General features: G+C 72.9%; 17 protein-coding genes. 12 read left to right on the forward strand and 5 right to left on the reverse strand.

Translation table 11 applies throughout. From position 1 onward, the window contains the following. Positions 1 to 253 precede the first annotated feature (253 nt). The 8 genes from ACQEVJ_RS00640 to ACQEVJ_RS00675 are packed head-to-tail and all read left to right on the forward strand — an operon-like array spanning position 254 to position 7889. On the forward strand, positions 254 to 970 hold the full coding sequence (locus ACQEVJ_RS00640) for a hypothetical protein (protein ID WP_433096027.1): 717 nt from the start codon (positions 254 to 256) through the stop codon (positions 968 to 970). Continuing rightward, the gene (locus ACQEVJ_RS00645; RefSeq protein ID WP_433096029.1) at positions 970 to 1755 is read left to right on the forward strand and encodes a glycosyltransferase family 2 protein; all 786 of its coding nucleotides are present in this window, start codon (positions 970 to 972) and stop codon (positions 1753 to 1755) included. Before ACQEVJ_RS00640 ends, ACQEVJ_RS00645 begins: the two co-directional genes overlap by 1 nt. After that, on the forward strand, positions 1752 to 2981 hold the full coding sequence (locus ACQEVJ_RS00650; RefSeq protein ID WP_433096031.1) for a 2-phospho-L-lactate transferase CofD family protein: 1230 nt from the start codon (positions 1752 to 1754) through the stop codon (positions 2979 to 2981). Before ACQEVJ_RS00645 ends, ACQEVJ_RS00650 begins: the two co-directional genes overlap by 4 nt. Continuing rightward, positions 2978 to 3640, forward strand: a complete 663-nt coding sequence (locus tag ACQEVJ_RS00655; protein ID WP_433096033.1) for an HAD family hydrolase — start codon at positions 2978 to 2980, stop codon at positions 3638 to 3640. The genes ACQEVJ_RS00650 and ACQEVJ_RS00655 overlap by 4 nt, the downstream gene beginning before the upstream one ends. Continuing rightward, entirely contained in the window at positions 3630 to 4385 is a 756-nt protein-coding gene (locus ACQEVJ_RS00660) for a nucleotidyltransferase family protein (RefSeq protein ID WP_433096035.1), read from the forward strand. Before ACQEVJ_RS00655 ends, ACQEVJ_RS00660 begins: the two co-directional genes overlap by 11 nt. After that, a complete protein-coding gene (locus tag ACQEVJ_RS00665) occupies positions 4373 to 5641 on the forward strand; it encodes a lipopolysaccharide biosynthesis protein (protein WP_433096037.1) in 1269 nt (422 codons plus the stop codon). Before ACQEVJ_RS00660 ends, ACQEVJ_RS00665 begins: the two co-directional genes overlap by 13 nt. Next, a complete protein-coding gene (locus ACQEVJ_RS00670) occupies positions 5638 to 6888 on the forward strand; it encodes a glycosyltransferase family 4 protein (protein ID WP_433096039.1) in 1251 nt (416 codons plus the stop codon). The genes ACQEVJ_RS00665 and ACQEVJ_RS00670 overlap by 4 nt, the downstream gene beginning before the upstream one ends. Continuing rightward, a complete protein-coding gene (locus ACQEVJ_RS00675) occupies positions 6885 to 7889 on the forward strand; it encodes a glycosyltransferase family 2 protein (protein ID WP_433096041.1) in 1005 nt (334 codons plus the stop codon). The genes ACQEVJ_RS00670 and ACQEVJ_RS00675 overlap by 4 nt, the downstream gene beginning before the upstream one ends. Before the next feature lie 4 nt (positions 7890 to 7893). On the opposite strand, the gene ACQEVJ_RS00680 is transcribed toward ACQEVJ_RS00675, so the two are convergent. Further along, entirely contained in the window at positions 7894 to 8664 is a 771-nt protein-coding gene (locus ACQEVJ_RS00680; RefSeq protein WP_433096043.1) for a hypothetical protein, read from the reverse strand. Positions 8665 to 8779: 115 nt separating this feature from the next. On the opposite strand from ACQEVJ_RS00680, the gene ACQEVJ_RS00685 reads away from it, so the two are divergent. The 4 genes from ACQEVJ_RS00685 to ACQEVJ_RS00700 all read left to right on the forward strand — a co-directional run bounded on the left by ACQEVJ_RS00685 (position 8780) and on the right by ACQEVJ_RS00700 (position 13930). Then, positions 8780 to 11071: a polysaccharide lyase 8 family protein gene (locus tag ACQEVJ_RS00685; protein WP_433096045.1), complete on the forward strand. Its 2292-nt coding sequence runs from the start codon at positions 8780 to 8782 to the stop codon at positions 11069 to 11071. A gap of 24 nt (positions 11072 to 11095) precedes the next feature. Beyond that, complete coding sequence (locus ACQEVJ_RS00690; RefSeq protein ID WP_433096047.1) at positions 11096 to 12121, forward strand: small ribosomal subunit Rsm22 family protein; 1026 nt, start codon at positions 11096 to 11098, stop codon at positions 12119 to 12121. Positions 12122 to 12312: 191 nt separating this feature from the next. Next, on the forward strand, positions 12313 to 13581 hold the full coding sequence (locus ACQEVJ_RS00695; RefSeq protein WP_433096049.1) for a PP2C family protein-serine/threonine phosphatase: 1269 nt from the start codon (positions 12313 to 12315) through the stop codon (positions 13579 to 13581). Next, positions 13571 to 13930, forward strand: coding sequence for an STAS domain-containing protein (locus ACQEVJ_RS00700; RefSeq protein WP_433096051.1), 360 nt, complete (start codon positions 13571 to 13573; stop codon positions 13928 to 13930). The genes ACQEVJ_RS00695 and ACQEVJ_RS00700 overlap by 11 nt, the downstream gene beginning before the upstream one ends. 21 nt (positions 13931 to 13951) lie before the next feature. Here ACQEVJ_RS00700 and ACQEVJ_RS00705 read toward each other — a convergent pair whose 3' ends face one another. The 4 genes from ACQEVJ_RS00705 to ACQEVJ_RS00720 all read right to left on the reverse strand — a co-directional run bounded on the left by ACQEVJ_RS00705 (position 13952) and on the right by ACQEVJ_RS00720 (position 15680). Continuing rightward, the gene (locus tag ACQEVJ_RS00705) at positions 13952 to 14278 is read right to left on the reverse strand and encodes a hypothetical protein (RefSeq protein WP_433096053.1); all 327 of its coding nucleotides are present in this window, start codon (positions 14276 to 14278) and stop codon (positions 13952 to 13954) included. A gap of 133 nt (positions 14279 to 14411) precedes the next feature. Further along, the gene (locus ACQEVJ_RS00710; protein ID WP_433096055.1) at positions 14412 to 14798 is read right to left on the reverse strand and encodes a hypothetical protein; all 387 of its coding nucleotides are present in this window, start codon (positions 14796 to 14798) and stop codon (positions 14412 to 14414) included. A 104-nt stretch (positions 14799 to 14902) separates the two neighbouring features. After that, positions 14903 to 15298 carry a hypothetical protein gene (locus tag ACQEVJ_RS00715; protein ID WP_433096057.1) on the reverse strand — a complete coding sequence of 132 codons (396 nt, stop codon included), beginning with the start codon at positions 15296 to 15298 and terminating at the stop codon, positions 14903 to 14905. Positions 15299 to 15305: 7 nt separating this feature from the next. Beyond that, positions 15306 to 15680 carry a hypothetical protein gene (locus tag ACQEVJ_RS00720; protein WP_433096059.1) on the reverse strand — a complete coding sequence of 125 codons (375 nt, stop codon included), beginning with the start codon at positions 15678 to 15680 and terminating at the stop codon, positions 15306 to 15308. Positions 15681 to 15753: the final 73 nt, after the last annotated feature.

A 15753-nucleotide genomic window follows, 5' to 3' on the forward strand; every position in this document is an offset into this window, starting at 1 on the left:
TGCAACGAATCGGCGGCGATAGCGCGGGATTCAACTACCCGCCAGTACAATTTTCTCGCCCCACATCGCCACTGACCAGGGCTTATGCCGTAAATGGCGGTATCTGATGCCCAATATTTGATATTGCGGACGAATTTCCGAATGGGAGTGACATAATGCGTGGGAGCGCTCCCGCGCTTCCGGCTGCATTCTCCGCAGCGCCATCCGGCACGCCTGCCCGAAGGGCACGTTGGAAGGAAGGTGCCGCGTCTTCATGACGGCATTCGGCAAAAGTCCTCCGTCCCGGCCGCATCTCGACGGAAATGTTCCGGCGGACGTCGTCCGCGCCGGCTCCCGCCCCTGGGCGCCCCATCTGTGGTGGATGGCCCTGGCCGTCGGGGCGCTCGGCTTCGTCTTCGTGTGGCTGGCCACGCCGCACACCAGGGAGATCGGCTCCCCCTGGGAGCTGGTGGCCAAGCTGGTCGCGTTCGCCTGCCTGTGCGTGGCGATCGCGGTCTTCCCCTGGGTGTCGCCGAGGCTGAACTGGCTGCTCTACGTCCCGTTCGTCTTCTTCACCGGCTATCTCATCCCGCGGATCAGCTGGTTCTACTACGGCGACGGCGCGCGGGCCCAGGGCGACAGCTTCTACACGCACCTCTACCTGCTGCTCTATCCGGGGATCGTGCTCACGGTCGCCGCCGCCTACCGCATCGGCGGGGGCACCCCGGGCCGCTGCCTGAAGATCATGGTGAGCGGGATCCTCATCGTGTTCTCCGGCTTCCTCGACCTCATGTGGTTCGTCGTCAACCCGGTCGAGATCCCCGAGGTCATCGACGCGCCGCACATCAACCTGTTCACCGGGGGGCCGATCTCGTTCGGCGCGACGATCGTGTTCGCGCTCGTACACGTCCCGATCATCGTCGGGGTCAACCTGCTTCCCCTCGACCGCTGGATCGGCCGCCTGCTGGGCGCCGGTGCCGGTGACCGCTGATGAGCGTCGCCGTGAACATCTCCGTGAACATCTCCGTGGCCGCGCCCGCGTACAACGAGGCGGACACCATCGCGGCGGTGGTGCGCGAATGGCAGGACTACCTGGAGAACACCCCGGCCGTGGGCGACTGGGAGATCGTCGTCTGCGACGACGGGAGCGGTGACGCGACCGGCGAGATCCTGGCCGGCCTGCGGGCCCGGTGCCCGCGGCTCGTCGTCGTCACGTTCGAGCGCAACCGCGGCGCGGGTGCGGCCATCGCCGCCGCGATCGCCCACACCCGGCTCGACTGGGTGGTGTTGCTCGACTCCGACGGCCAGTTCCCGATCGCCAACCTCGACCGCGTCCTGCCGCGCGTCCAGGCCGGGGAGGCGCTGGCGTTCTCGGGTGCCCGGATCAGGAAGGCCGACGGCGTGGCCTACCGGTGGGGGTCGGCGGCCAGCGGCGCGGTCAGCAACCTGCTTCACCACACGCGTTATCGCGACTTCAACTCGATCTTCAAGGTGGTGCACGGCCCGCTCTTCCGGTCGCTGCCGCTGGAGTCGGCCGGGATGAACTGCTCGACCGAGATCACCGCGCGGGTCGCCGAGATGGGCCACGAGTGGGTGGAGGTCCCGATCGAGCACCGGGAGCGCGGCGGCGGCACGCGCGGCTGGCGCTACTTGCGCGGCGCCCGCGACCGGGCCCTGTTCGTCGCCTACCTCGGCTACCGCCACTGGCTGCTGCGCCGGGGCGTCCTGCGCCGGCCCGCTGCTCGTGAGGAGATCTCTCGTGAGGGGATCCGATGAACGTCGCGGTGACGATGTTCAGCGGCGGACGCGGGGCGGCCGGCATCGCGAGGGGCATGCTGGGCACCCCGGGCGTCGGCCTGTCGCTGGTCGTCAACGGCTACGACAACGGCCTGTCCACCGGCGCGCTGCGACGCTACCTGCCCGGGATGCTCGGGCCGTCGGACTTCCGCAAGAACCTCCTGCTCCACCTCGACCCCGCCGATCCGGCGCAGGCCGCGCTGGCGACCGTGCTCGAACACCGCCTGCCGGGCGGGACGTCGCCCGCGGGGCTCACCGCCGTCATCGAGGCGATCGCCGCGCGGCGCGGCCCGTTCGCCGCGCTGCCGGAGGCGGCCCGTGAGGCCGTCACGGCGGACCTGCGCGTGTTCGCCCGGCGGCTCGCCGCGTACCCGCACGGGCTCGACCTCGCCGACTGCGCGCTCGGCAATCTCGTGTTCGCGGGGGCCTACCTGCGGCTCGGCCGGGACTTCAACGCCGCCGTCGACGCCTGCGCCCGCACGTTCGGCTCGCCCGTACGGCTGCTCAACGTGACCAACGGGGAGAACGCCTACCTGGCCGCGCTCAGGCGGGACGGCAGCCTGCTGGCAGACGAGGCCGACATCGTCGCGCCGCAGGGCCCCGGAGTGATCACCGACCTGTTCCTGCTGCGCGAGCCGCTCGGCGCGCGGCGGCGGGCCGAACTGGAGGCGCTGCCGCCCGAGTGGACCAGGGAGGTCCTGGGCCGCGAGCGCGCCGAGGTGACGCCGAGCCGGCGGGCGCTGGAGGCGATCCGCGACGCCGACCTCATCGTCTACGGCCCGGGCACCCCCCACTCCTCGCTCCTGCCCAGCTATCTCACGCCCGGAGTGGCGGACGCCGTCGCGCGGAGCCGGGCGGCGGCCAAGGTGTTCGTCGTCAACACCCGCGACGACCACGACACCCGGGGGTTGAGCGCGCCCGACTTGGTGGACCGCACGCTGGCCCACCTCGGCGACCCCCGCAACGGCCGGCGGCTGGTGACCCATGTGCTGAGCCACCGTGCCGGTTCGGTACCCGACGCCCCGGCGGTGCCGTACGCCGTGCTCGACCGGGGCGAGTGGGCGGGTGCCCGCTGGGTCACCGCCGACCTGGAGCATCCTGTCGACTTGGGACACCCTGGCCGCCCGGGCGTGCACCACCCCGAGCGTACGGCAGAGGCCCTGCTCGCCATCAGGGACGAGGCGGCCTTGGTGCGGGCCCAATGACGGCGCTCCTGGCGGACGCGTGCGCCCGCCGCGTCTGGCTCTTCGACCTCGACGGCACGCTCGTGGACTCCTGTCCGGCCCACGAGGCGGCCTTCCGGCAGGCCATCGCCGAGGTCGCGCCCGATCGGCTCGCGTCCTTCCGGTACGCCGACCACGCGGGCGCGAGCACCCGCGAGGTGGCGGTGCGCCTGCTGGGCGACACAGGGGAGGCCGACCGGCTGACCCGGCTGAAGCAGCGGCTGTACCGCGAGCGGGCCGGCGCGGTGGCCGTGTTCCCCGGTGCGCGGCGGCTGCTCGGCCGCCTGGTCGCCGGGGGCCGCGACGCCTACCTCGTCACCAGCGGCAGCCGGGCGTCGGTCGCGCGGGTGCTCGCGGCCTGCTCCCTGGGCGCGTACTTCCGTGGCGTGCTCACCAGCGACGACGTCCCGGCGAGCAAGCCCGACCCGGCCTTCTACACGTACGCGTGCGAGCACTGGGGGCTCGATCCCGGCGCGGCCGTGGTGCTGGAGGACTCCGCGCACGGGGTGGCGTCGGCGGTCGGCGCGGGCCTGGCGACCCTGCACGTCCACGTCGCCGAGCCCGCTCCCGGGGCGGTGGCCGTACGCGACCTGGAACAGATCGTGTCTCTCCTGTTCGCGGAGGTGGGCGGTGCCGGCTGAACGGTTGTGCGCGGTGATCCCGGCGGCCGGGCGGGGGACCCGCCTGGGCCTCGGCATACCCAAGATCATGGTGGAGATCGCCGACGGCGTCACCGTGTGGCACGTGCTCCACCGGCGGCTGCGGCCGTACGTCGAGCACGTCCACGTCGTGATGTCCCCCGAGGGGGAGGGGCCGTTCCGCGCGCTGGCGGCGGAAGAGATCGCGACCGGCGCGGTCTCGGTGAGCGTGCAAGACAAGCCCACCGGCATGGGCGGTGCGATCTTCGGCGCCGCGCCGCACTGGGAGGCCTACGGTGCGATCCTCGTGGTCTGGGGCGACCAGGCGGGCCTGTCCCCGGTGACGGTCGATCGCGTCGTCCGGGCGCACGAGAAGGGGCTCACGCTCCCGCTGGTGTCGATGCCCGACCCGTACGTGGAGTACGAACTCGACGACGACGGGACGCTCGTGCGGGTGCGCCAGTCGCGCGAGGGCGACGAGTGCCGCCCCGGCGGGCTCAGCGACGTGGGCGTGTTCTGCCTGAGCACCTCCAGCCTGCGTGAGGAGTGGAGGCGCTACCTGGGCGAGGCGGCTCTCGGCGTACGCACCGGAGAGGTGAACTTCCTGCCGTTCCTGCCCTGTCTGTCGGCGGAGCGGAACTGGCCGCTGACGGTGGTGCCGGTGACCGACCCCGACGAGGCGCGCGGCGTCAACACGGCAGAAGACCTCGAGTTCGCCCGGCGGGCACACCTGCGGTGGGCGCGCTGACGGACCGGGCGGCCGGGCTCCTGGCCGCCCACCGCTGGGCCGCGGGGCCCACGCTGGTGAGCACCGTGGCCAGCGGCACGGCCGCCGCGACCACGCTCGTCATCGCACGAGGGGTGGGCGCCGCCGCGTTCGGCCACTTCACCGTGGTCCTGTCGATCGCGCTGATCGTCACCGTCGGCATGCTGACGAGCCTCAACTACGTCATGTTCCAGGAACTGCCGCGGGCCGAGCCGGGTGCGCGGCCCGCCCTGGTCACGACGGCGCTGCTGGCCACGCTCGTGATGGGCGCGGCGGTGTTCGCCGCCGGCCTGGCGGCCGCACCGCTGCTGACCGCCGCGCTCGGCGTGGACACCCGCACGCTCGCCTTCGCGCTGGCGCTGGCGCTGTCGATGACGCTCAACCAGCTCACCGAGAGCTTCCTGCGCGGGCTGAAGAGGTTCCGCCTCGTCGCCGGGCTCAAGCTCGCCGTGGCCGTCGTCTATATGGGCGCCGCCGCGTGCTGCCTGCTGGTCTTCGGCGTGCGGGACGCCGAGCCCTACCTGGTCGCGCTGATCGGCACCAACCTGGCCTTCGCCCTGGTCTCCGTCGCCGGGTTCGAGGTCGCGCCCCGGTCCTGGTCGTGGGCGCTGGCCCGCTCGCTCTACCGGCACGGCGCGTACGTCACCGTCATCGCCGCGCTCACGGCGGTGGTGTTCGGGGTGGACGTCATCTTCCTCAACCACTGGGCGCCCCGGGCCGACGTCGGCGTCTACTCCGTCTACAACGGCTTCCCCAAACGGTTGCTCGGCGTGGTGTTCACCGACGGCGTCGGCCTGGTGCTGCTGCCCACGCTGGCGACGTCGGACAAGCCCGCCGTGATGCGGCGGATCGCCCGGCTCGCCCCGGTGGTGTTCGGGGCGACCGTCGTGTTCTCGTTCGCGGCGAGCACGGTGTTCTTCCTGCTCATGGGGGGCGAGTATCCGTACTCGCTCGGCCTGATGGCGCTGTCGGCGCTCGGGATCGGCGCGCACACGGTCTTCAACCTCCAGCAGGTCGCCCTGACCATGGACGGGGTGCGGGGGGCGAAGGTGCTCATCGGCTGCCTGCTCGCCGGGACGCCGTTCGCGCTCGCCTGCCAGGCGGCGCTCATCGCCTGGCAGGGGCTGGCCGGCGGGCTGGTGGCCTTCGCCCTGAGCAACCTCATCCTCGTGGCCGTCGTGACGGCCGTCTCCGCCCGGCTCTACCGGCCGGCTGGCGCTTTGGAGGTGCGCGGGTGAGGATCGCCCACGTCATCAACCAGTTCCCGCCCAACATCACGGCGGGGCTCGGCCGGTATGCCGAGCTGATCGCGCCGCATCTGGCACGCGACCACGAGATGGCGGTCTTCACGCTGAACGACGGCCGTCTGCCGGTGCGGGAGCGGATCGGCGGTGTCACGGTGTGGCGGCCGCGCGGGCGCATCCTCGGCGCGATCGCGCGCCGCAGGCGGCTCAACCGCACGCGCGGCGTGGAGTTCCTCCTGCTCGCGCTGACCGTCGTGGTGAGCAACTGGCGTTACTTCCTGCTCCTGCGGCGGCTGCGTCCCGACCGGCGGCCCGACCTCGTCGCCGTCCACGACTCGACGAACTTCCTGTGCGGCCTGCTGTGCCACTACGTGCTGCGGCTCCCGGTCGTTTTTCACGTCCACACGACCGAGTACGGCGTCGCCCCGCAGCGGAGCATCGCCGACCCGCTCAACCTGTTCGCCGCGCTGGAGCGGTGGCTGGCACGGGTCTCCCGGCGGGTCGTGGTCGCGACGCCGGAGGTGCGCGAGCAACTGCTGGAGGCGGGCTGGGACCGCTCGCCGATCGACGTCGTCCGCCTCGGCGGCACGTACGAGCGGGTGGTCGCCGACCCCGCGTTCGACCGCGACAAGCTGCGCCTCGGCGCGGCGGACCTGCGCGCCCGGCTCGGCATCGCCGAGGAGGACCCGGTGCTGCTGTTCGTCGGCCGCCTCGAACGGCAGAAGGGGATCTACCCGCTGCTTGAGGCCATGCGCGCCATCGCGCCCGCCGTGCCGGGGCTGCGTCTGGTGCTCGTGGGGGAGGGCGACGAGGCGGGCGTCGCGCGGATCGTCGCCGAGACGGGGCTCGACGGCCGGGTGCTGACCTCGGGCGGTTTCGTGGACGGGCAGGCGCTGCTGGAGTACTACGCGATGGCCGACGCCTGCGTCTTCCCCTCGCTCTTCGAGCCGTTCGGGCTGGTGGCGACCGAGGCGATGGCCCTCGCCCGGCCGGTGATCCTGGGTGACGGCTTCTCCCGGATCTTCCTCGGCGACCCCGCGCGGCCCGCCGTACGGTTCGTGCGGGCGGGCGATCCCCGCGACATCGCCGACGGGGTGATCGAGGTCATGACCGATCCCGGGCTGCGCCGCACCCTGGCCGAGCGGGGCGAGCGGCTGGTGCGGGAGACGCTGAGCTGGAGCCGCGCCGCCGAGGAGACGCTCGCCGTGTACGCCGAGGTGCTCTCGGGGACGACGCGATGATCTCGCTGGTCGTGCCGTGCTACAACGCGGCCAGGACGCTGCGGCTGTGCCTGGAGTCGGCGCTGGCGCAGACGCGCGCGCCCGGCGAGATCGTCGTGGTCGACGACGCGAGCACCGACGGCTCGGCGGAGATCGCCGAGGAGCTGGGCTGCCGGGTCGTGCGCCTGCCGGAGAACCGGGGCGTGTCCGCCGCCAGGAACGCCGGGATCGACGCCACCACGGGCGATGTGATCTTCTTCCTCGACTCCGACGTGGCGCTGCGGCCCGACGCGGTCGCGAACGCGATGGAGATCCTGGACCACGATCCCGAGGTCGGCTGCGTCCACGGCGTCTACGACACCGTGCCGCTCATCGACGACGGGCCGGCCGAGTGGTATCGCATCCTGCACGCGGTGCACTGGCGCCGCCGCCACCTCGGGGAGGTCAACAGCGTCGTGTTCGCCCTCGCCGCCGTCCGCCGCGACGTGCTGCTCGCCGTGGGCAGGCTCGACGAGCGGCTGCGCGACTGCGAGGACGTCGAATACAGCAGCAGGCTCGCCGTACGCAGCCGGATCGTGCTGACCGACACGGTCGTGGGCCGTCACGACGACGGCAGCCGCCTGCTGCCGATCCTGACCGAGCAGTGGCGGCGGGCCCTGCCGCTGATCCCGCTCGCGCTGACCACCACCCGGCGCGGTGCGGCCAAGCCGGAGCACGCCAACAGCCCGGCGGGCATCCTCTCCTGCGGGCTCGCCCTCGCCGGCCTGGGGCTGGTGCTGCTGAGCCTGCCGTTCGGGCTGTTCCATCCCCTTCTGCTCGGGGCCCCCGCCGTGTTCGTCGCCGGATTCGTCCTCGCCGATCCGGAGCTGGTCGGGTTCGTCCGCCGGCAGCGGGGGCCGGTCTTCGCCGTCTATTTCATGGCCGTCCACCTGGTCGTCCACGTGGTGCTCGTCACCGGTTTGCTGGTCGGGTCGCTGCGCCTGCTCACCGGTGCGCGGGAGAGCCGCGCCGAGGCCGCGTGAGACGTCAGGCGCAGCCGACGCGCGCGGTGCTCAGGGCGATGTCGTCCACCCAGAGGTCGTACGCCGCGGGAGAGGGGTTCGGCTGGTAGAGCTGCCAGCCGATCTTGACGGTGTCGAAGCGGGGGAACACGAAGTCCACGTTGTCGCCGCCGTGGTCGCGGGTGGACACGGTGAGGTCGGGCTTGGCCACGCCGTCGAACCAGAGCGAGATCTTGTTGTCGGCGGGGTCCATCCGCCACTCGACGCACTGCCACACGTCCGCCCGCGACGGGGCCGACTCGCGCCAGTTGGTCCAGTCGCCGGTCGGGCCGCCGTCCGCGCCGACCCCCCACAGGTCTTTGCCCAGCGTGGGGACGTACTGGCCGCCGAGCGGCCGGACGATCTCCGGACCCGCACCGGTGGCCTCGACCAGCGTGTAGTGGGCCCAGTCGGGGGCGGTGGGGAACGCCTTGACGCGCAGCCGCAGGCGGCCGTAGAAGCCGTTGCCGGGCGGGGCGAAGTCGTCCACCTTGAGGAACGCCCGGCCGTTGCCCTCGGTGTGGACGTGCAGCATCTTCTGGCCGCGGGCGCCGCGCTCCACCGTGAGCGTCCCGTGCTTGGTGTCGACGCCCCATTTGAGGCTCGCGGCGCCGCCGACCGGCAGCGACTGGAAGTCCTCGCAGAACAGCGTGCCGCCCTTCGCGCAGGTTCCCGGCCCGTGTGACGCGGAGGCGGCCGACGTCGCCGTCAGCGGCAGCAGCAGGGCCAGGCAGGCCACGGGTAACAGTCGTCGCACGACACGCTCCTTTTCCCGATGACAACGGCAGAAGTAAGGTACGTCATTTGGGAGCGCTCCCATAGACGTGCGTGGAAGATCGATGAAAGGGATGGATCGCGCGGATAATCTACGTGTGAAAGGACCTTCCCGGCGATTATTTCTCCAGCTCGGCGGGCTCGCCGTGCTGGCCACGGCCTGTGCGCCCCGGGAGAAAGCCGATGCCGGGACCTTCACCCTGCTGCGCCGCCGATGGCGGGAGGTCACGCTCGGATACCCGGGGACGTTCGACCCGGAGCGGGAGCCGTACCGGACCCGGCTGGCGCGGCTGGGCGCGGAGGCGGCCCGGCACCGCGACGCGATGACGCCCACGCGCCGGTCGCTCTGGCCCGGCCTGCCCTTCCCCTCCCTCGACGCCACGCCGGCCCGGCTGCGGGCGATGGCCCGCGCGTACGCGCTGCCGGGCACCGGGCTGACCGCCGAGCCGGGCCTCGGCACGGCGGTCGCGGCGGGCATCGAGCACTACGTGGGGCAGGTGTACGCCGCGGACGCCGAGCAGACCGGCAACTGGTGGGACTGGCAGATCGGGACGCCCAGGGCGCTGCTCGACGCGGCCGTGCTGGCGGCTCCGCATCTGACCGACACCCAGGTCTCGGCGCTGTGCGAGGCGGTGGACCACTTCGTCCCGGAAAGCCGGCTGGACGACTACGTGGGCAACAGCACCGGGGCCAACCGGGTCGATCTGTGCACGGTGACGCTGCTGCGGGCGATCGCCGGCGCCGACCCCGGCCGTGCCGCGCTCGCGGCCTCCGCGCTCTCCCCGATGTTCCCGTACGTCACCGAAGGAGACGGCTTCTACCGCGACGGCTCGTTCATCCAGCACGGGTCCGTCCCCTACCAGGGCGGGTACGGCGCGGTGCTGCTGACCGGCCTCGCGACGCTGTTCGCGGTCCTGCGCGGCACGCCATGGGAGGTCACCGACCCGGCGGCGCGCACCGTCCTCGACGCCGTGGACCGGTCGTTCGCCCCCTTCGTCCACGACGGCGCGTGCATGGACCTCGTACGTGGACGGGGCATCGACAGGCGGCCGTACGGCGACCACAGGAGGGGCAGGGAGATCGCCGCGGCGGTCCTGCTGCTGGCCGAGACCGCTCCCGACGCCGAGCGGGCCCGCTGGCGGGCCATGGTCAAGGGCTGGGCCGTGCGCGACACCGCGAAGCCGATGCTCCGCACGGCCGAGGGGGTGGCCGGGGGTGCGGCCGAGGGAGGCGACCTGGCGTTCCACGCGCGCCTGTCGGCCGTGCTGGGCGACGCGACCGTCCCGGCCGCCGCCGAGCCCACCGGACACCGCCTGTTCCCGATGAGCGCCCGCGCCGTGCACCGAGGGCCCGGCTGGTGCGCGGCGGTCAGCATGGCCTCCTCCCGCGTCGCGCGCTACGAGTACGGCAACGGCGAGAACCTGCGCGGCTGGCACACCGGCTCCGGAATGCTCTACTGGTGGGCGACCGGGCAGGGTGACCAGTACTCCGACGCCTTCTGGCCCACCGTGGACCCTTACCGGCTGCCGGGCACGACGGTGTCCACCAAGCGGCTCACCGACGGCGCGGGCGGCGAGTGGGGCGACACCCGCCCGCCTGCCGAGTGGGTGGGCGGCGCGACCGACGGAACGTACGCCGCCGTGGGCCAGCACCTCTACGGCCTGGAGAGCACGCTGGAGGCGTACAAGTCGTGGTTCTTCCTCGACGACGCCGTGGTCTGCCTCGGCGCCGGCATCACCTGCGGGGACGGCGTGCCGGTCGAGACCGTCGTGGACAACCGCAGGACCGGCGCCCGGCTCACCGTGGACACCGGTTGGGCTCATCTGGACGGCCACGGCGGATACGTCGTGCCCGCCGGTCAGCCGCTGCGCACGCTGCGCGCGAACCGCACGGCCGCGGGGGTCACCCGGGCCTACGTGACACTGTGGCTCGACCACGGCGTGGACCCGGACGCGGCCGGTTACGTCTACCACCTCATGCCGGGGGCGGGCCCGGCCGAGACCGCCGCCCGCGCCGCCGATCCCGGCTGGGCCCGGGTGCTCGTCAACACCTCCGCCCAGCAGGGGATCGAGGTCCCGTCGCTGGGCGTCACCGCGGTCAACTTCTGGACGGGTGGACGGGCGGGCGGCCTGACGGCCTCCGATCCGTGCGCGGTCCTCGTGCGCGACCTCGGCGACGGCACGGCCACGGTGACGGTGGCCGACCCCCGGCGCGACCTCGACGGGCTGGCGGTGACGTGGGACCGCCCGGTGGCCGGGGTCACGCGCGGCCACCCGCTCCTGGACCGCGCGGAGACCGGCGCCCGGCTCACGCTCACGTTCGGCGAGTTGGCCGCGCGCGAGGGCGCCTCCTGCACGGTGACCGTGCGGCTCGGCGCTTCGACAGCCTGAGCGGGGCCGGGCATCATGAACGCCGTGTCCACCCTGCCCGATCACCCAGAAGACGCGCTGGACTGTGCCGATTTGGAAGACGCGCTGGAAGACGCGCTGGAGAAGTCGCTCGGACGCTTCCCGGTGGCCGAGCTGACGCGGAGCGTGCAGACGCTCATCCGGCAGTACCGGGAGGGCTTCGACCGGAGCGTGCCCGCGCTGAGCTCGGAGGTCGCGGTCGCCGCGTACGCCGGATATCGCATGCCGGCGACCTACAGCGCCGTGCGCGCGGCGCTGCGCCAGGTCGCCCTGCTGGCCCCCGGTTTCGCGCCGGAGACCCAGGTGGACGTGGGCGGCGGCACGGGCAGCGCGCTGTGGGCCGCGAGCGCGGTCTGGCCGACGCTGCGGACGGTCACCGTCCTGGAGCAGTCGCCCTCCGCCATCGCCTTCGGGCGGCGGCTGGCCGGTCGCGCCCCCGCCGCGGCCGTACGCGAGGCGCGCTGGCAGCAGGCGTTCGTCGACCGGAGCGCGCCCGCGCCGGAGGCCGATCTGGTCACGATGTCCTACGTGCTCGGCGAGCTGTCGCCCGCCGTCCAGGAGGAGGTCGTCGGGTCCGCGGCCCGGGACGCGGCCATGCTGGTGATCGTCGAGCCCGGCACGCCCGCCGGGTATGCCCGGATCGCGGCGGCCCGGCGGCTGCTGGCGGAGTCAGGCCTGCATGTGGTCGCCCCGTGCCCGCACGACGGCGAGTGCCCGATCCGCCCGGAGCGGGACTGGTGTCACTTCGCGGTCCGCCTCAACCGCACGGCGCTGCACCGGCGGGTCAAGGACGGCACGCTGAGCTTCGAGGACGAGAAGTTCTCCTACGTCGCGGCGTCGGCCCGGCCGTGGCCGCGCGCGCAGAGCCGGATCCTGCGCCATCCCCTCAAGCGCAAGGGGCTGGTGACGCTGCGCCTGTGCACGGCCGAGGACGGGCTGGCCGACCGCGCGGTCTCCAAGCGGCAGGGCGAGACCTACCGCGTGGCGCGTGATGTCGTCTGGGGCGACGCCTGGCCGCCGCCCGCCGACTAGTTCCCGAGGCCGGCGGGGCCTCCACACGAGTCCGGGAAAGGTACAGTTCAACGGTTTCGTAGGATAGGGCAAATCATCAACCGGCCAGGCGGGCCTCCAGGCCCCCGTCCGGTGAGACGGGAAGGAGCCCCGAGGTCAGCACCGTCGACGAAGCGCCCGGCAGGCCGCTGTGGCTCGCCTCCACCACGGAGGTGCGCCGTCTCACGGCCGTGCGCCGCTACGCCGCACTGGAGACTGCCTCCGGCACCGCGTTCGACCGGGTGGCCGCCCTGGCCGCGCGGATCTTCCACGCCCCCTTCGCCACCGTGACGATCGTCGGCGACGACACGGTCCGCGTCATCGCCGCGCACGGGCCGTCACCGCGTGGCGGGCTCGTCGAGAGCCTGTGCGCCGAGGCCGTACGGCACGGCGGCCCGTACGTCGTCGACGACACGCTGCTGCACCCGCAGGCGGCCGGCGACCCGGCGGTGCGCGGTGAGCCGGGAATCCGTTTCTACGCCGCAGCCCTGATCACGACGCCCGACGGCGAGGCCCTGGGCAGCGTCAACGTCATGGACGTGCGCCCCCGTGAGGCCGGCGAGGAGGAACTGGCCTGCCTGCGGGACCTGGCCGGCCTCGTCATGGACGAACTGGAGGTGCGGCTGGCCACGCACCGCACGGTCGAGGTCGAAAGGGAGCTGCGCGCGGGCGCCGAGCGGCTGGCCCGCACCCTGCAGCGCACCCTGCTTCCGCCGGCGCTGCCCCGGGTGCCCGGACTGTGCGCGGCCGCCGCCTACCACCCCGTCTCGGCCGACGAGGTGGGCGGCGACTTCTACGACCTGTTCCCCCTCGACGGCGACCGGTGGGGGTTCTTCCTCGGCGACGTCTGCGGCAAGGGCGCCGACGCCGCCGCGCTGACGTCACTGGTCCGCTACACCCTGCGCGCCGCGGCCGTCTACGACGCCGACCCGCACGCGGTGCTGGCCAACCTCGACGCGGTCCTGCAACAGGAGCACGGGGGCGGCGAGGCCCCCACGCCGTACTGCACGGCGGTCTTCGGCGTCCTGCAGCCCGACGGCGACGGGTTCGGCGTCACGCTCGCCACCGGGGGCCATCCCCCGGCGCTGGCGGTGCGGGCGAACGGCGCCGTCGAGCCCATCCACCCGGCCGGCGGGCAGCTGATCGGCATCCTGCGCAATCCCCAATTCGCCCAGGTGAGCGCGCGTCTGAACGCCGGTGACGCGCTGCTGCTCTACACCGACGGCCTCACCGAGGCGCGCACGCCGTCCGGCTCGATGCTCGACGAGGACGGGCTGACCGCGTATCTCGCCGCCGCCGGACCCACCAGCGCCGACGCCCTCCTGACAACCATGCACGACCTGATCACGGCCTTGGGCAAGGGAGTGTCAGACGACACCGCGATCCTCGCCCTGTCCGTCCCGCCCGCTACTCGAACGCCCGGGAGTCTCGGTGCAGCATGACAACGGTCTGACCGTCAGCCTCCAGCCGCACGCCTCCGGGCCGCGCCTGCTGGTCGTGGCCGGTGACCTGGACCACCACACCACTCCGCGCCTGCGGGCGGCTCTGGAGGAGGTCGAGTTCGGCCCGGGCGCCGACCTCGTGATCGACCTGTCCGGCCTGACCTTCTGCGACTCCACCGGCATCGCCACACTGGTCGCGGCCCACCAGCGCGCCGCCGACGCGGGCGCCGCCCTGCTCCTGGCCGGTCTGAACCCCGACATCGCCCGCGTTTTCCAGATCATGGGCCTGGACCGGTTGCTCTCCTTCTACGACAGCCCGGAAGAGGCCGTACGCGCGCTGAGTAAATGAGCAGGGGGCCGGTGAGGGGGGCTACAGGGGCGCGACGGCGACGGCGACCGCGATGTTCTGCCTGATGTCGCAGTTCCTGACCCGGCGGCAGAAACCGTCCGCCACGCTGGTCGCGCCGCCCGCGGTGCTGGCCGCGGTGTGCTGGTGACCCCGATTCCGCGTGGGGCTGTCCAGGTAGACGATGTTCCGGTTGCGGGTGCCGTTGCCGACGGAGGCCGGGCCGTCACCGTGCCCCCGCCCGGCCCGCGCGTTCGCGGGAGCGGTGAGGAGGACCTGCGCGGCCGCGGCCGCGACGAGGACGACGGCGAACAGCGGGAGACGCCGAGACGCGCCGCATGAATGAAGCATCCGCCACCGCCCGTCGCCCATGCGCCGCCCGCCCGTCACGGGGCGCGTTGGTCACACGGTAGCTTCCGCAGCGGTCCTGCCGATGTTCCCCGGCGCGCGTGTCCCGCCATGTTCCCGGCCGTTTTACGGCGCGTCAGCGTCCGTTGATCACGGTGCCGCTCGTCCTGGGGGAGCTCTGGTTCCGGCCCCAGAGGTTCTGGGAGCCTCTGCAGCCGGGGCGGCGCCGGCAGTTGGCGGCCTGGGTGTTCACCGACGCGTCCACTCCCGTGATGACCTGCTGAGCGCCCGTCATGTTCCGCTGGCTGCCGACGAGCAGGGAGTTCAGGTTGTTCTGGCCGTTGTTGATCACGTATCTGGAGTTGGCGCCGTTTCCGTCGCCGCCGCCCCATCCCCGGCTCGTCGCCGCGTCCGCGCTCACGGGGGAGATCGCGACGCCCGCGCTCGTGAACGTCAGCGCGGTCAGCGCCAGCAGTCGCGCCGCCGGGCCGATGAGCGCGTGTCGCCCCCTGTGACGAGCCATGTTCTCCTGCGCCTTCTCCGTCGTCCGTCAAGGAGATCCGCTCGCACGGACCTGCCGGGCATCTACCCTCGGGTGACGCGCTCGTCACGGCCGCTGAACGAGGATTAACTCCTCTCTGGTGATATGCCGGTCCTTTTCGCGTCCCGCCGGATTCGCGCATCAGAAAGGCGGACCATCTCGTTCTGCCGGTCTGAGGCCCGCACTCGCTGCGTCAGATCGCAGAAGCGGGACCAGCGGCGGCAGGCGATGCTCTGCGCGTTCGCCAGGCCGCTGACGCCGACCGTCCTCTGCTGGATGCCGGTCCCGCTTCTCGCACTGCCCACCGTTAGCTGGCTGACGTTGCGTATTCCGTTGCCCAGGCGGACGGTGGTGTTGTTGCCGTTACGGTCGCCGTTTCCGGCCGTACGGGCGACCGCCGCGCGCCCGGCGGCGGGCGGCGGAAACGCGGCGAGCGCCGCCGTCGCGATCGTGACCGCGGCCATGGCGAGACCGCCGCGCATCAGCGGTTCACCGCCGGGTGGTCCTGGCTCCGGTGTCCCTGGCTACGGTGTCCTGGGCGCGGATGTTCTGCGACAGCGCGCAGAGCCGGCCGTGCGGCCTGCACAGGCCGCCCTGCACGCTGCTGACCCCGCCCACTCCCGCCGAGTACTGGTGGAGGGCGCCGCGCAGGTGCGTGCTGCCCATCGCCACCAGATTCCGGTTGGCCGAGCCGTTGCCCACGCGTACGGCGGAGCGGTTTCCGTTGCCGTCTCCGGCCGCCGCGCCCGCGTTCACCGGCGCCGCCAGGGCCAGGGCCAGCGCGACAGCGAGCGTGACCGCCGTCGCGGCGGGGCGTCGCGGAAGGGAGCCAGGGAATCCCGTGCGGGTGTGGATGATCGGCATCGAAGTGCCTCTACCCCGCGCGCGGGCCCGCGCCCCGGCACCGGCGGAAACCGGGCCGGATCATTCCCCGCTC

The sequence above is a fragment of the Microbispora sp. CA-102843 genome (genome assembly GCF_050936215.1).
GTDB lineage: Bacteria > Actinomycetota > Actinomycetes > Streptosporangiales > Streptosporangiaceae > Microbispora.

Bases quoted from the DNA above. Each gene is read 5' to 3' on its own strand.
- ACQEVJ_RS00640 (WP_433096027.1), top strand. From the start codon at position 254: ATGACGGCATTCGGCAAAAGTCCTCCGTCCCGGCCGCATCTCGACGGA.
- ACQEVJ_RS00645 (WP_433096029.1), top strand. From the start codon at position 970: ATGAGCGTCGCCGTGAACATCTCCGTGAACATCTCCGTGGCCGCGCCC.
- ACQEVJ_RS00650 (WP_433096031.1), top strand. From the start codon at position 1,752: ATGAACGTCGCGGTGACGATGTTCAGCGGCGGACGCGGGGCGGCCGGC.
- ACQEVJ_RS00655 (WP_433096033.1), top strand. From the start codon at position 2,978: ATGACGGCGCTCCTGGCGGACGCGTGCGCCCGCCGCGTCTGGCTCTTC.
- ACQEVJ_RS00675 (WP_433096041.1), top strand. From the start codon at position 6,885: ATGATCTCGCTGGTCGTGCCGTGCTACAACGCGGCCAGGACGCTGCGG.
- ACQEVJ_RS00705 (WP_433096053.1), bottom strand. From the start codon at position 14,278: ATGCTTCATTCATGCGGCGCGTCTCGGCGTCTCCCGCTGTTCGCCGTC.
- ACQEVJ_RS00710 (WP_433096055.1), bottom strand. From the start codon at position 14,798: ATGGCTCGTCACAGGGGGCGACACGCGCTCATCGGCCCGGCGGCGCGA.
- ACQEVJ_RS00715 (WP_433096057.1), bottom strand. From the start codon at position 15,298: ATGCGCGGCGGTCTCGCCATGGCCGCGGTCACGATCGCGACGGCGGCG.
- ACQEVJ_RS00720 (WP_433096059.1), bottom strand. From the start codon at position 15,680: ATGCCGATCATCCACACCCGCACGGGATTCCCTGGCTCCCTTCCGCGA.